Below are 13,952 nucleotides of genomic sequence, written 5' to 3'. Positions count from 1 at the left end.
CTGCCGGTGCCGGGACGCCCAGGCGCCGGCAGCCGATTGCATCGCGGAGACCCACCATGCCCGACACCACCCCGGACAAACGCGCCCTGCTGCGCAAGGCTGCCCTCGAATACCACGAGTTCCCCAAGCCCGGCAAAGTGGCCATCGCCGCCACCAAGCAGATGGTGAACCAGCACGACCTGGCGCTGGCGTATTCGCCCGGCGTGGCCGCGCCCTGCGAGGAAATCGTCAAGGACCCGGCGGCCGCCTTCCGCTACACCAGCCGGGGCAACCTCGTGGGCGTGGTGACCAACGGCACGGCCGTGCTGGGCCTGGGCGACATCGGCCCGCTCGCCGGCAAGCCCGTGATGGAGGGCAAGGGCGTGCTGTTCAAGAAGTTCTCGGGCATCGACGTGTTCGACATCGAGATCAACGAGAAGGACCCGGACAAGCTGGTCGAGATCATTGCCGCCATGGAGCCCACCTTCGGCGGCATCAACCTCGAGGACATCAAGGCGCCCGACTGCTTCTACGTCGAGCGCAAGCTGCGCGAGCGCATGAAGATCCCGGTCTTCCACGACGACCAGCACGGCACGGCCATCGTGGTGGGCGCCGCCATCCTCAACGGCCTGAAGGTCGCGGGCAAGGACATCCGCACGGTCAAGCTGGTTGCCTCGGGCGCAGGCGCGGCGGCGTTGGCCTGCCTGGGCCTGCTGGTCAAGCTGGGCCTGCCGCGCGAGCACATCTGGGTCACCGACATCGCCGGCGTGGTCTACGAGGGGCGCACCGAGCTCATGGACGCCGACAAGGCCTTCTTCGCGCAGAAAACCGATCTGCGCACGCTCTCGCAGGTCATCGCCGGGGCCGACGTGTTCCTGGGCCTGTCCGCCGGGGGCGTGCTCAAGAAGGACATGGTGGCGCACATGGCGCCGCGCCCGCTGATCTTCGCGCTCGCCAACCCCAACCCCGAGATCGCGCCGGAAGACGTGAAGGCCGTGCGCGACGACGCCATCATCGCCACGGGCCGCACGGACTACCCCAACCAGGTGAACAACGTCCTGTGCTTTCCCTACATCTTCCGCGGTGCGCTCGACTGCGGCGCCACCACCATCACCACGGAGATGGAAATCGCCGCCGTGCACGCCATCGCCGAGCTCGCGCAGGCCGAGCAGAGTGAGGTCGTGGCCGCTGCCTACGTGGGCGAGCAGCTCTCCTTCGGGCCGGAATACCTGATTCCCAAGCCCTTCGACCCGCGCCTGATGATGAAGATCGCGCCGGCCGTGGCCCAGGCCGCAGCGGACTCCGGCGTCGCGCAGCGCCCCATTGCCGACATGGACGCCTACCGCGACCACCTGCAGACCTTCGTCTACGCCTCGGGCACGACGATGAAGCCGATCTTCACCATCGCCAAGAAAGCCGCGAAAAAGCGCGTGGCCTACTCCGAAGGCGAGGAAGAGCGCGTGCTGCGCGCCGCGCAGATCGTCGTGGACGAGCACATCGCCCGCCCCACGCTCATCGGCCGCCCGGCCGTGATCGCCCAGCGCTGCGAGAAATTCGGCCTGCGCCTGCAGGAGGGCCGCGACTACGACGTGGTGAACGTCGAGAACGACCACCGCTACCGCGACTTCTGGCAGACCTACCACCGCATGACCGAGCGCAAGGGCGTGACGGTGCCCATCGCCAAGATCGAGATGCGCCGGCGCCTCACGCTCATCGGCTCCATGATGCTGCACAAGGGCGAGGTCGATGGCCTGATCTGCGGCACCTGGGGCCACACGGCGCACCACCTGCAGTACATCGACCAGGTCATCGGCAAGCGCACCGGGGTGCAGACCTACGCCTGCATGAACGGGCTCATGCTGCCCGAGCGCCAGGTCTTCGTCGTTGATACGCACGTGAACTACGACCCCACGGCCGAGCAGCTTGCCGAAATCACCATCATGGCCGCCGAGGAAATGCTGCGCTTTGGCTTCAAGCCCAAGGCCGCCCTGCTGTCGCACTCCAACTTCGGCAACAGCAACCAGCCCAGCGCCGTGAAGATGCGCCAGACCCTGGAACTGCTGCGCGTGCAGGCCCCCTGGCTGGAGGTGGACGGGGAAATGCACGGTGACGTGGCCCTGGACGGCAAGGCGCGCGCCGCCCTCATGCCGCACAGCAGCCTGGCGGGCGACGCCAACCTGCTGGTCATGCCCAACATCGACGCCGCCAACATCTCCTACAACCTGCTCAAGACCGCCGCGGGCGGCAACATCGCCATCGGCCCGGTGCTGCTGGGCGCGGGGCTGCCGGTGCACATCCTCACGGCCAGCACCACGGTGCGCCGCATCGTCAACATGACGGCGCTCACCGTGGCGGACGCCAACGCGCAGCGATAAGGCCCGGCGCCAAAGCGAACACTGACTTCCCAAGCCCCCGGCCCGGGCAAAAACTGCCTAAAGAATAGGCACATGCTTGCATTTTCAGGGGGTTTCCGTCACACTAGCGGTTCGAAATTTCGGGTAAACCCGTAGTTTCTGAAAGGTGTGGATTGATGCTGAAGGCTGGTGCCTGGAGGGCGAGCAGGGCATTCGCCGCATGGATGTTGGTTTTTGCTTGCGCGCTCGCGCCCCTGCCGGGCATGGCGCGCGGCCTGCCAGCCGGTGGCAGCCAGGAGAGCATCCCTGTCGCGCAACTGCCCCCCCAGGGTCGTGAGACCTATGCGCTGATCCGCCAGGGCGGGCCTTTTCCTTATGAGAAGGACGGCACGGTCTTTGGCAATCGCGAAAGGCTGCTGCCCCAGCACAAACGCGGCTACTACCGCGAATACACCGTCAGAACACCTGGCGTACGCCACCGTGGCGCCCGGCGCATCGTGTGCGGCGGCTACCAGCCCCGCACGCCAGAGGCTTGCTATTACACCAGCGACCATTACGCCAGTTTTCGCGAAATTATCGAATGAACCCCAACCTCTGCACCCTGGCCGTGCCGGGGTCCATGACCGCCCGATGGCTTCCCGGAGACCTGCAGCAACGGTCCCGGGACTTGTTTTTGACTGGAAGAGAAAGAGAAGCGGAGATGGACACACCACTTCGTAAGGAATCGGAAGTACCACTGCGCGGTGTGCGCCCCAACATCGTGCAGTCCATCCGTGCCTTTCGCGTGCATGACCTGCAGGAGGCCGCCGCCCGCCTGGGGCACCACTTCCTCTATGCCAACCTGGCCCACGCCCAGACCAAGCAGGACGTGCTGGACCTGATCGCGCAGCAGTTCACCTTCCCGGCGCATTTTGGCAAGAACTTCGATGCGCTGTGCGACTGCCTCACCGACCCCCTGCACAAGTCGGGCCCGCAGCCCGGCTTCGTCGTGGTGCTGGAGCAGATCCCGGCCACGGCCAAATTCGACAAGGAAGCCCGCGAGCAGCTGCTCGACGTCTTCCGCGACGCCGCCGAGTACTGGAGCGACCGCAAGATCCCGTTCCGCTGTTTCTATTCTTTTCTGTAGCCCGTTCTGCGACCACCGGCCAGGCAGAACGGGCGAACCCGGCCCCGCAGGCCCCTGCACGCGTGCAGGGCATCCCCCTCGGCGAGGAGTGCGAGGAAAAAATGCCCACCGACAAGCTCGTGGACATCTCCCCGCTGGCGCTACGCATGAGCAGCCCTTTCAACGCGGGCTACTGGCTCACGGCCGCCTGAGCGCCCCGCCTGCTGCGGCCCCGGAGGCCGCAGGCGGGGCGGCTGCGCTACAGTGGCGGGCCCTCCATCCCCACCCCGCCGCCCATGTCCCGCGACAAGACGCTCTACACCTGCTCTGAATGCGGCGGCACCACGCCCAAGTGGCTGGGCCGGTGCCCGCACTGCCAGGCCTGGAACACCCTCACCGAAACCCTGGCCGAAGCCGGCGCGGCCCGCAACCGCTACAGCCAAGCGGGGGCCCTGGCGCTCAATGCGGCGCAGCCCGTCACCCCGCTCTCGGCCATCGAGGCCCAGGAGGTGGCGCGCACCGAAAGCGGCCTGGCCGAACTCGACCGCGTGCTGGGCGGCGGCATCGTCGAGGGCGGCGTGGTGCTGATCGGGGGCGACCCCGGCATTGGAAAGTCCACGCTGCTGCTGCAGGCCCTGGACGCCCTGCAGCGCAAGGGTCTGCCCACGCTCTACGTCACGGGCGAGGAAAGCGGCGCCCAGGTGGCGCTGCGCTCGCGCCGCCTGGGCCTGGACCACAGCCAGGTGCAGGTGCTGGCCGAGACGCAGCTTGAAAAAATCCTCGCCACCACGGAGGCCGTGCAGCCCGCCGTGGCGGTGATCGACTCCATCCAGACGGTGTTCTCCGACCAGCTCACCTCGGCGCCGGGCTCGGTCGCGCAGGTGCGCGAATGCGCCGCCCACCTCACGCGGGCGGCCAAGGCCACGGGCATCGCCATGGTGCTGGTGGGCCACGTGACCAAGGAGGGCGCGCTCGCCGGCCCGCGCGTGCTCGAGCACATGGTCGATACCGTGCTGTACTTCGAGGGCGACACGCACTCCAACTTCCGCCTGGTGCGCGCCATCAAGAACCGCTTCGGCGCGGTCAACGAGATCGGCGTGTTCGCCATGACCGAACGCGGCCTGAAAGGTGTCTCCAACCCCAGCGCCATCTTCCTCTCGCAGCATAGCGAACCCGTGCCCGGCAGTTGCGTGCTCGTCACGCTCGAAGGCACGCGCCCGCTGCTGGTCGAAATCCAGGCCCTGGTCGATGGCGGCGGCCCCAATCCGCGGCGCCTGTCCGTGGGGCTGGAGCGCGACCGCCTGGCCATGCTGCTGGCCGTGCTGCACCGGCATGCGGGCGTGGCCTGCGCCGACCAGGACGTGTTCGTCAACGCCGTGGGCGGCGTGCGCATCAGCGAGCCCGCCGCCGACCTGGCGGTGATGCTGGCCATCGCATCGAGCCTGCGCAGCCGCGCCCTGCCCAAGGGCTTCATCGCCTTCGGCGAGGTGGGCCTGGCGGGTGAGGTGCGCCCGGCGCCGCGCGGACAGGAGCGGCTGCGCGAGGCGGCCAAGCTGGGCTTCACCGTGGCCGTGGTGCCCAAGGCCAACGCCCCGCGCCAGCCGATTGCGGGGCTGGAAATCCATGCCGTCGAACGCATCGAGCAGGCGCTCGACGCCGTGCGCGCCTTGGCCTGAAGCCCCCCGGCGCCTGGACTGCGCGCCGTAGAATCGCAGGATTCGCGAACCCTGAGCAAAGGACCCCTATGAGCCCCGTTGTACCCTCCATGGCCGACCGTGACGGCAAGATCTGGATGGACGGCCAGATGGTCGATTGGCGCGACGCCAAGATCCACGTGCTGACCCACACGCTGCACTACGGCTGCGGCGCTTTCGAGGGCGTGCGCGCCTACAACACGGTCAATGGCACGGCCATCTTCCGCCTGCAGGAGCACACGGAGCGCCTGTTCAACAGCGCCAAGATCCTGCGCATGAAGATCCCCTTCACCATGGAGCAGGTCAACGAGGCGCAAAAGGCCGTGGTGCGCGCCAACAATCTGGAATCCTGCTACCTGCGCCCGCTCACCTGGATCGGCGACAAGAAGCTGGGTGTCTCGCCCAAGGGCAACACCATCCACCTGATGGTCGCCGCCTGGGCCTGGGGCGCCTACCTGGGCGAAGAGGGCATGAAGCGCGGCATCCGCGTCAAGACCAGCAGCTACACGCGCCACCACGTCAACATCACCATGACGCAGGCCAAGGCGGTGAGCAACTACACCAACTCCATCCTGGCCAACATGGAAGCCACGGACGAGGGCTACGACGAAGCGCTGCTGCTCGACAGCAGCGGCTTCGTCTCCGAAGGTGCGGGCGAGAACATCTTTGTCATCAAGAGCGGCGTGATCTACACGCCCGACCTCTCGGCCGGTGCGCTCAACGGCATCACGCGCAACACGGTGTTCCACATCGCCCAGGACCTGGGCCTGGAGATCGTGCAAAAGCGCATCACGCGCGACGAGGTGTACATCGCCGACGAAGCCTTCTTCACCGGCACGGCCGCCGAGGTCACGCCCATCCGCGAACTCGACCGCATCGAGATCGGCGCGGGCAGCCGCGGCCCCATCACCGAGAAAATCCAGAACGCGTTCTTCGACATCGTCAACGGACGCAACCCGAAATACGCCCACTGGCTCACCAAGGTCTGACCATGTCCCAAGCCGTCGTTGAATTGCTGGCCAAGGATCTCAATCCCCAGGGCGGCGTGTTCTGTCCCAGCCCCCAGGCCGACATGAAGCTGTGGAACAACCACCCGCGGGTGTTCCTCGACGTGGCGCGCACCGGCGAGGCACGTTGCCCCTACTGCGGCACGCACTATCGGCTCAAGGCCGGAGAGGTCGCCAGGGGCGCGCATTGAGCATCCCGGAGGCCGTGGGCCTGGACAAGGCACCGGCGCAGCCGCCCGGCCGTGCCGCCCCCATTGATACCGGCCTGCGCATCTCCCCGCGGGTCTACTGGTTCAAGCTCCTGCACCCGCTGCTGCAGCGGGGCGGGCGCTTTTTCCTGCAGGGCCGGCAGCACCGGCGCTATTTCGTGATGCCGGGCGACTATGTCAGCGGCTACACGGCCAAGTTCGGCGCCTTCGAAGCCGAGGAGATCGCCGTGGCGCGCCACGTCTGCCGCCAGGGCCTGGGCGCCGAGCGCCTGGCGCGCAGCACCCTGGTCGACCTGGGCTGCCACATCGGCAACTACAGCGTGGAGCTGGGGCCGGACTTCGGCGGCGTGCTCGCCGTCGATGCGGTGCAGAGTTACGCCCATGTGGCGCGGGCCAACCTTGCCTGGAACGGGCTGGAGGAGAAGTCCACCGTCGTCTGCGCCGCCATTTCGGACCGCGAAGGGCAGGTGCGCCTGCAGATGGAGCGCCATGGCAACCTGGGCCACGCCCGCGTGAGCCAGGACGGCACGGACGGCACCACCGTGGTGCCCGCGGTCAGCCTGGACGCGCTGGTGCAGCGCCTGGGCATTGCCGACGTGGCGTTCATCAAGTTCGACATCGAGGGCCACGAGATAGAGGCCCTGCAGGGGGCCTTGCAGACCATACGCGCACACGCCCCGGTGATCCAGGTCGAGGTGGACAAGGGCCACCTGCCCACCGTGCTCGAGCGCCTGCGCCAGACCGGCGTGGCCTATGAGGCCTGGCAAGTGGTGCGCGGCAACCCGGCGCGCCGGGGCCTGCTGGCGCGGCTGTGGACGGCTCTGCGCCATGGCGGCAACCCCGTGTACCTCCAGCGGCTGGCAGGCCCGCAGGCCAATGCCCGCCACCTGCCCTGCGTGCTGCTGGTGCCGCAGCGGCTGGCCATCGACTGGGAAAGCCTGTTTCCCCTCCCCGTGCGGCCCGCGCCCCACGCGCCGGCAACGTCCGTACTGGCGCCTGCCACCCCGGCCGCAGCGCCGCTGGCGGACAGCGCGGCGGCGCCCAGGCGCCACCCCTTGGCCGACGTGACTGCCGTGGTGGTGACCTTCAACAGCGCCCATTGCCTCGAGCCGCTGGCGCGCGCCCTCGCCGACTGGCCGCAAGTGATCGTGGTGGACAACGGCAGCCACGACGCAACGCCGGCCCTGGTACGGCGGCTCCTGCCGCAGGCGCAGTGGATCGGCCTGGACACCAACCAGGGTTTCGGCGCGGCCAACAACCTGGCCCTGGCCCAGGTCCGCACCCCCTACGCCCTGCTGCTGAACCCGGACTGCCTGGTGCACACCGCCGACGCCCAGGCCCTGCTGCAGGCCGCGCAGCGCTGGCCCGAGGCCGCCGTGGTCGTGCCGCAGCTCGTCGATCTGCAGGGGCACGCGCAGCTCAACTACGGCTGGCCGCGGTTGCACAGCACGGCGCGCGGGCCGGCGGCGCAAGGCCCCCTGTGCGTGGGCTATGCCTGCGGCGCGGTGATGCTGCTGCGCCTGGACGCCCTGCCCACACGCACCTGGTTCGACACGCGCTTCTTCCTCTACTACGAGGACGAAGACCTGTGCCTGCGCCTGCTGCAGATGCGCCGGGCGGTGGTGCTCGAGCCCGCCGTGCGCGTGGCCCACGCCAACCGCGGCTCGGTGCGCGGCCGCCACCCCTGGCGCGTGGAATACCTGCGCGGCCTGCACCATGCGCGCTCCAAGATCCTGTTCACCGCCAAGCACGCGGGCACCGATGCCGCCCGGCGGCTGCGCCGCAAGGCCCGGCTGCAGTCGCTGGCCGTGCTGGCCGTGCGCGTGCTGCTGCCCTCGCCGCGCCACCTGGCGCGCGCCTGGGGGCGCGTGGTCGGGTTCTGGCAGGCCCCGGCCCGCTACTGAGAAGGCTGTGCCCGTGGCCGCTTCGCTCCTCCCGCCATCGGCCTGGGCTGCCAGGTTGCAGAACACCGCCGGTGCCTTGCTCGTGGCGCTGGCCTTTGCCATTCCGCTGTCGAACGCCCTGACCAGCGTGCTGACGGCCCTGTTCGCCGCCGCCATGCTGGCCGGCCAGGCAGCCGGGAGCTGGCGCGGGCGCTGGCATGCCGTGGGCCGGCACCCCGCCGTCCTGGCGACACTGGCCCTGTACGGCAGCGCCCTGCTGGCCTCCCTCTGGAGCGCCGCCGCCCCGCAGGCCGTGCTCGGCCAGTTGCTGCGCAGCGCGGCGCTGCTGCTGCTGCCGCTGTTCGCCGTGGCGCTGTGGCATACGCCCTGGCCGCGGCGCTGCCTGCAGGCCTTTTTGCTGGCCATGGGCCTGACGCTGGCGCTGTCGCTGGCGCATGCGCTGTGGGTGCGCCTGGATGCCGGCCCCTGGCCCCTGCCCTACAAGGGCGGCGGGGACGCGATCTTCCACGTCCATATCACGCACAACGTGCTGATGTCCGTGGCCGCGCTGGCCTGGCTGGCCCGGGCGTGCACCGGCCGGGCGCTGGCATGGCGCCAGCGCCTCGCGCACGGCCTGCTGGCGGCGCTGGCGGTGTTCGACATCCTGTGGCTGGTGCCCGGGCGCACGGGCTATGCCACGCTGCTGGCCGGGCTGTTCGTGCTCGCGCTGGTGTGCTGCCCGCGGCGCTGGCTGCTGCACTGGCTGGGGGGCATGGCCGTGCTGTGCGCGGCGGCGCTGTGGATGTCCGGCAGCGTGCAGGACCGCCTGGACCGCACCTGGCGCGAGATCCAGGCCTTCGAGGGGGCAGGCAGCGCGCAGCGCGGCGACGTGAACCTGGCCGACCACCGCCTGGCGATCTGGCGCGAGGCGCTGCAGGTCATAGGCCAGCGCCCGGTGCTGGGCCATGGCACCGGCAGCTACCGGCAGGCGTTCTGCGCCTCGGCACAGCCCGCCGACATGTGCCTCTACGGCGGGGGCAAGCACCCGCACAACCAGTGGCTGTTCGCCGCCATCGAGGGGGGCCTGCCCGCCCTGGCCGCGTATGCGGCCTGGGTGGCCACCCTGGGATGGCTGCTGTGGCGCCAGCGCGGCCTGCAGACCATGGCGGCGGCCATGGGCCCGAGCCTGTGGGTGGTCTGGATGGTGTACGCCATGGTGGACACGCCGCTGCAATTGCTCACGGAGCGGCATTTCTTCCCGCTGTTCTTCGTCCTGCTGCTGAGCGCGGCCCAGGACGCGCCGAGACAAGCGCCGCAGGGCACCGCCGGGTAGGCCGCTCAGGCCGCCAGCGGCAGGCGCAGCACAAAGCAGGCGCCCGGGCCCCGCGGGTTGTTCTCGCAGTGCACCGTGCCCTGGTGGCGGCCGGCGATGGAGCGCACCAGCGCCAGGCCCAGCCCCACGCCGCCCGCGCGCTCGCTGGCGCCGGGCAGGCGGTAGAAGGGCTCGAAGATGCGCTCGCGCAGCGCCGCGGGCACGCCCGGGCCCTGGTCGCAGACGCGCACCTCGGCCATGCCCGCATGCCGCACGAGCGTGACGCTGACCGGCCCGTGGCTGTAGCGGCGCGCGTTCTCCAGCAGGTTGCGCAGGGCGCGGCGCAGCAGCCGGGCGACGGCCTGCACTTCCAGGCCGTCGGCCTGCACCTCGAGCTCGGCGCCGCTGCGCGCGCACTCCTCGGCGGCCAGGCCCACGAGATCGACGTGCTCGCTGGTACCCACGTCGGCCTCGCGCACATCCAGGCGGCTGGCGAGCAGGATTTCCTCCACGAGCTGGTCGAGCTCGGCGATGTTGCGCTGCAGCTCCTCGCGCAGTGCGGCCGAGGGCGGCTGCGCGCCCATGAGCTCCAGCCCCATGCGGATGCGCGCCAGGGGCGAGCGCAACTCGTGCGAGGCATTGGCGAGCAGCGACTTGTGCGCCTTCACCAGGGCCTCCACGCGTTCGGCGGCGGCGTTGAACTGGCGCGCCAGGTGGGCCACCTCGTCGTGGCCCTGCGCGGGCACGCGCACCGACAGGTCGCCCTCGCCAAAGCGCTGCACGCTGCGCTGCAGCGCCTCGAGCCGCTGCGTCAGGCGCCGGATGATGGGGAACACCCCCACCGCCACGGCGATGCCGACCACGGCGAGCATCCATGCGAAGCCGAACGGCGGCCGGGTCCAGAACATCATGGCGCGGTGCGCCGGGCCGGCACCGGGCCGGCCGGCACGCTCGGCGCGCTCGGCGCGCGGCGCCATCTGCAGCACATAGCTGCCACCCTGCTCGGTGGCGACGAGGAACTCCAGCCCCTGCGCCGGCGCCGTGGGCTGGCGCGCCGCCAGGCCCTGCAGCACGATGCGGCCCTGCTCGTCGCGCAGCACGATCTCGCGCGCGGGCGGCGCCAGGGTCTGGGCGTTCTGCTCGGCCGCGACGCGCCAGGCCCAGCCCACGGCCAGCGTGAGCACGGCCACGCCGGCGACCACGGCCAGCCAGATGCGCAGGTACAGGTGGCGCGCGAAGGGGTTGGTGGCGGACATGGCGGCGCGTCAGTCCTGCTGCTTGGCGAACACGTAGCCCACGCCGCGCACTGTGAGGATGCGGCGCGGGTTCTTCACGTCCTGCTCGATGGCGGCGCGAATGCGGCCCATGTGCACGTCGATGGAGCGGTCGAAGGCTTCGAGCTCGCGCCCGCGCACGGCCTCCATGATCTGGTCGCGCGTGAGCACGCGACCGGCGCGCTCGGCCAGGGCCACGAGCAGGTCGAACTGGTAGGAGGTCAGCTCCGCCGGCTGGCCGGCGACGGTGACGCTGCGCGCGTCGCGGTCGATCTCCAGCGCACCGAAGCGCATGGTGTGCGCCGCCGGGGCGGCGCCCGCGTGGCGCCGGCGCAGGATGGCACGGATGCGCGCGAGCAGCTCGCGCGGCTCGAAGGGCTTGGGCAGGTAGTCGTCGGCACCGATCTCCAGGCCGATGATGCGGTCCATGGGGTCGCCCTTGGCGGTGAGCATGAGCACCGGCATCTGGCCCGCGGCGCCGGGCAGGGCGCGGATGCGGCGGCAGACTTCCAGGCCGTCCATGTCGGGCAGCATGAGGTCGAGGATGACCAGCTCGGGCAGGGCCGCGCCCTCGCCCCCCTGCAGGCGCGCCAGGCCGCTGGCGGCATCGGGGCAGTGCGCGACCTGCATGCCCGACTGGCCCAGGTACTCGGCCACCATCTGCGCCAGGCGCAGGTCGTCTTCGATCATCAACAGGGAAATGCTCATGGCTCCACAGTCAGTGCCTAGGCAGGCATGGTGCGCCCAGTGTGTCACGGCGCCTTGTCCTGGGGGTAAAGCCCCGGTAAACGGGCGCGGCCCGGTCATCCCAATCCGCTATTGAATCAATAGCTGCCAGCGCTTGCCAGTCAAGCGCCATCGGTCGATTTGACCCTGGACGCGAGCCAGACCAGGGCGAGCACCGGCACGCCCAGCAGCGCCGTGGAGACGAAGAAATGCGCATAGCCGAAGGCATTGACATAGTCCCCCGAGAAGCCCGCCACGAACTTGGGCGCCAGCAGCATCATGGAGCTGAACAGCGCGTACTGCGTGGCCGAGTAGCTCACATTGGTCAAGCTCGACAGGTAGGCGATGAAGGCCGCCGAGGCAATGCCGCCCGCCAGGTTGTCGGCCGAGACCACGGCGATGAGCGCCGTCACGTCGTGCCCGTGCCCGGCCAGCCAGGCGAACAGCAGGTTGGTGGCGCAGCTCAGCAGCGCGCCCAGCATGAGGATGCGCATCACGCCCAGGCGCATGGAGAGCACGCCGCCGACGAAGGCGCCCGCCAGCGTCATGAGCACGCCGTACACCTTGGTCACGGCGGCCACCTCGTCCTTGGTGTAGCCCATGTCCACGTAGAACGGGTTGGCCATGATGCCCATGACCACGTCGCTGATGCGGTAGACGGCGATGAGCGCCAGGATCAGCGCCGCCTGCCAGCCGTAGCGGCGCAGGAAGTCGGCGAAGGGCTCGACCACCGCGCCGCGCAGCCATGCGGCGGCGTTCTTCGCCGGGGGCAGGGCCACGGGGCGCGGTTCGCGCGAGAACAGCACGGTGACGATGCCCACGGCCATGGAGGCCGCCATCACCAGGTAGGCCGTCTGCCAGGCGCCGTTCTGGTAGACCGTGCCTTGCGCCAGGGCTGCTGCGCCCTCGGCGCGCGCGGCGATCCACAGCACGCCCGCGCCGGCCCAGATCATGGCCAGCCGGTAGCCCGTCTGGTAGGCGGCGGCCAGCGCGGCCTGGCGGCCGGTGTCGGCCGACTCGATGCGGAAGGCGTCGAGCGCGATGTCCTGCGTGGCCGAGCCGAAGGCCACGGCCAGCGCGCACCAGACGATGGGGCCCAGCGCCTGGCGCGGATCGGCCAGCGCCATACCCACCAGCCCCGCGACGATGGCCGCCTGCGCCAGCAGCAGCCAGCCGCGCCGCCGCCCCAGCCAGCGCGTGAGCAGCGGCAGCGGCAGCCGGTCCACCAGCGGCGCCCAGGCCCACTTGAAGCCGTAGGCCAGGCCCACCCAGCTCAGGTAGCCGATGGTGCCGCGGTCGATGCCCGCCTCGCGCAGGCGAAAGCTCAGCGTGCCCAGCACCAGCAACAGCGGCAGGCCGGCGGCGAAGCCCAGTGTGAGCATGCGCAGGCTGGCCGGCTCGAGGTAGACGCGCAGCGTCTGCAGCCAGGTGGCGCGGGGTGCCGGGGCGGCGGGGGTCGGGGCGTGGTCTGGCATGGGCGCGCGGGAGTTTTTGTCTATTATTCCTGCATGTGCCTGTTCTGCCCCGCCCCCGCCGCCGCGCCATCATCTCCCTGGCAGGCGCGCCGCGCGTTTCTGCTCGCGGCTGGTGCGGGCATGGCCGCGCCCGCGCTGGCCCAGGTCGATGTGGGCGCCGCCTCGGGCATGCGCCGCCTGGTGCCGGCCGAGACGCTGGAAACCTCGGCCGTGCAGCAGTACAGCCAGTTGCTGGCGCAGGCGCGCGCGCAGCGCGCGCTGGCACCGGCCGGCCACCCGCAGCTCGTGCGCCTGCACGCCATTGCGCGGCGGCTCATCCCGCACACCACGCCGTGGAACGAGCGCGCGCGCCAGTGGCGCTGGGAGGTCAACCTCATCGCCAGCAAGCAGATCAACGCCTTCTGCATGCCGGGCGGCAAGATCGCCTTCTTCACCGGCATCCTGGAGCAGCTCCAGCTCAGCGACGACGAGGTGGCCATGGTCATGGGCCACGAGATGGCGCATGCCCTGCGCGAGCACGCGCGCGAGCGCATCGCCAAGACGCAGGCGACCAACCTGGGCCTGCGCCTGGGCGCGCAACTGCTGGGCCTGGGGGACCTGGGCAACCTGGCCGCCAGCCTGGGCGGGCAGTTGCTCACGCTCAAGTTCAGCCGCAGCGACGAGAGCGACGCCGACCTCGTGGGCCTGGAACTGGCCGCACGCGCGGGCTACGACCCCCGTGCCGCCGTCAGCCTGTGGCGCAAGATGGGCCAGGCCACGGGCGGCAAGGAGGGGCTGGCCTTCCTCTCCACCCACCCCAGCGGCCCGGAGCGCATCCGCGAACTGCAGCAGAACGTGCCCAAGGTGCAGGGCCTGTACGAAGCGGCCCGGCAGAATGGCTGAATGCTATTGAATCGGTAGCTGCTGGCGCTTGATCCACGGGCGCTAGAGGCCC

General features: G+C 70.2%; 13 protein-coding genes. 10 read left to right on the top strand and 3 right to left on the bottom strand.

What is annotated here, in order from left to right:
• The first annotated feature begins 56 nt into the window (after window positions 1–56).
• The 9 genes from CGR01S_RS02965 to CGR01S_RS02930 all read left to right on the top strand — a co-directional run bounded on the left by CGR01S_RS02965 (window position 57) and on the right by CGR01S_RS02930 (window position 9,564).
• On the top strand, window positions 57–2,354 hold the full coding sequence (locus CGR01S_RS02965) for an NADP-dependent malic enzyme (protein ID WP_042422211.1): 2,298 nt from the start codon (window positions 57–59) through the stop codon (window positions 2,352–2,354).
• 155 nt (window positions 2,355–2,509) lie between these two features.
• Entirely contained in the window at window positions 2,510–2,917 is a 408-nt protein-coding gene (locus CGR01S_RS02960; protein ID WP_042422208.1) for a guanyl-specific ribonuclease, read from the top strand.
• A 116-nt stretch (window positions 2,918–3,033) separates the two neighbouring features.
• The gene (locus CGR01S_RS02955; protein WP_042422206.1) at window positions 3,034–3,459 is read left to right on the top strand and encodes a barstar family protein; all 426 of its coding nucleotides are present in this window, start codon (window positions 3,034–3,036) and stop codon (window positions 3,457–3,459) included.
• Window positions 3,460–3,521: 62 nt separating this feature from the next.
• Window positions 3,522–3,650, top strand: coding sequence for a hypothetical protein (locus tag CGR01S_RS17170; protein WP_281174250.1), 129 nt, complete (start codon window positions 3,522–3,524; stop codon window positions 3,648–3,650).
• An 84-nt stretch (window positions 3,651–3,734) separates the two neighbouring features.
• Window positions 3,735–5,114 (top strand): DNA repair protein RadA, encoded by a 1,380-nt coding sequence (gene radA, locus CGR01S_RS02950; protein WP_042422204.1) that lies wholly within the window; start codon window positions 3,735–3,737, stop codon window positions 5,112–5,114.
• A 68-nt stretch (window positions 5,115–5,182) separates the two neighbouring features.
• Window positions 5,183–6,121 (top strand): branched-chain amino acid transaminase, encoded by a 939-nt coding sequence (locus tag CGR01S_RS02945; RefSeq protein ID WP_042422202.1) that lies wholly within the window; start codon window positions 5,183–5,185, stop codon window positions 6,119–6,121.
• Between the two features lie 2 nt (window positions 6,122–6,123).
• Window positions 6,124–6,330 carry a zinc-finger domain-containing protein gene (locus CGR01S_RS02940; RefSeq protein WP_042422200.1) on the top strand — a complete coding sequence of 69 codons (207 nt, stop codon included), beginning with the start codon at window positions 6,124–6,126 and terminating at the stop codon, window positions 6,328–6,330.
• Window positions 6,327–8,252: an FkbM family methyltransferase gene (locus tag CGR01S_RS16295; protein WP_084690534.1), complete on the top strand. Its 1,926-nt coding sequence runs from the start codon at window positions 6,327–6,329 to the stop codon at window positions 8,250–8,252. Before CGR01S_RS02940 ends, CGR01S_RS16295 begins: the two co-directional genes overlap by 4 nt.
• Before the next feature lie 13 nt (window positions 8,253–8,265).
• Complete coding sequence (locus tag CGR01S_RS02930; RefSeq protein ID WP_156967488.1) at window positions 8,266–9,564, top strand: O-antigen ligase family protein; 1,299 nt, start codon at window positions 8,266–8,268, stop codon at window positions 9,562–9,564.
• 5 nt (window positions 9,565–9,569) lie between these two features.
• Here the strand turns inward: CGR01S_RS02930 and CGR01S_RS02925 are convergent, their stop codons facing one another.
• The 3 genes from CGR01S_RS02925 to CGR01S_RS02915 form a co-directional block, all read right to left on the bottom strand.
• Window positions 9,570–10,799, bottom strand: a complete 1,230-nt coding sequence (locus CGR01S_RS02925) for an ATP-binding protein (RefSeq protein ID WP_042422196.1) — start codon at window positions 10,797–10,799, stop codon at window positions 9,570–9,572.
• 9 nt (window positions 10,800–10,808) lie between these two features.
• Window positions 10,809–11,525, bottom strand: a complete 717-nt coding sequence (locus tag CGR01S_RS02920) for a response regulator (protein WP_042422194.1) — start codon at window positions 11,523–11,525, stop codon at window positions 10,809–10,811.
• 140 nt (window positions 11,526–11,665) lie between these two features.
• On the bottom strand, window positions 11,666–13,018 hold the full coding sequence (locus tag CGR01S_RS02915; RefSeq protein ID WP_042422192.1) for an AmpG family muropeptide MFS transporter: 1,353 nt from the start codon (window positions 13,016–13,018) through the stop codon (window positions 11,666–11,668).
• Between the two features lie 33 nt (window positions 13,019–13,051).
• Here CGR01S_RS02915 and CGR01S_RS02910 point away from each other — a divergent pair, with 33 nt between their 5' ends.
• On the top strand, window positions 13,052–13,900 hold the full coding sequence (locus CGR01S_RS02910) for a M48 family metallopeptidase (RefSeq protein WP_042422191.1): 849 nt from the start codon (window positions 13,052–13,054) through the stop codon (window positions 13,898–13,900).
• The last annotated feature ends 52 nt before the right edge of the window (window positions 13,901–13,952 follow it).

Origin of the sequence: Comamonas granuli NBRC 101663 (assembly GCF_000739995.1) — a bacterium.
Lineage (GTDB): Bacteria > Pseudomonadota > Gammaproteobacteria > Burkholderiales > Burkholderiaceae_C > Simplicispira > Simplicispira granuli.
The sequence above is the reverse complement of the archived record's forward strand: the minus strand, read 5'-3'. Positions and strand labels throughout refer to the sequence as shown.

Bases quoted from the DNA above. Each gene is read 5' to 3' on its own strand.
- CGR01S_RS02955 (WP_042422206.1), top strand. From the start codon at position 3,034: ATGGACACACCACTTCGTAAGGAATCGGAAGTACCACTGCGCGGTGTG.
- CGR01S_RS02910 (WP_042422191.1), top strand. From the start codon at position 13,052: ATGTGCCTGTTCTGCCCCGCCCCCGCCGCCGCGCCATCATCTCCCTGG.
- CGR01S_RS02915 (WP_042422192.1), bottom strand. From the start codon at position 13,018: ATGCCAGACCACGCCCCGACCCCCGCCGCCCCGGCACCCCGCGCCACC.
- CGR01S_RS02925 (WP_042422196.1), bottom strand. From the start codon at position 10,799: ATGTCCGCCACCAACCCCTTCGCGCGCCACCTGTACCTGCGCATCTGG.
- CGR01S_RS02945 (WP_042422202.1), top strand. From the start codon at position 5,183: ATGAGCCCCGTTGTACCCTCCATGGCCGACCGTGACGGCAAGATCTGG.
- CGR01S_RS02940 (WP_042422200.1), top strand. From the start codon at position 6,124: ATGTCCCAAGCCGTCGTTGAATTGCTGGCCAAGGATCTCAATCCCCAG.
- CGR01S_RS02960 (WP_042422208.1), top strand. From the start codon at position 2,510: ATGCTGAAGGCTGGTGCCTGGAGGGCGAGCAGGGCATTCGCCGCATGG.
- radA (WP_042422204.1), top strand. From the start codon at position 3,735: ATGTCCCGCGACAAGACGCTCTACACCTGCTCTGAATGCGGCGGCACC.
- CGR01S_RS02920 (WP_042422194.1), bottom strand. From the start codon at position 11,525: ATGAGCATTTCCCTGTTGATGATCGAAGACGACCTGCGCCTGGCGCAG.
- CGR01S_RS02965 (WP_042422211.1), top strand. From the start codon at position 57: ATGCCCGACACCACCCCGGACAAACGCGCCCTGCTGCGCAAGGCTGCC.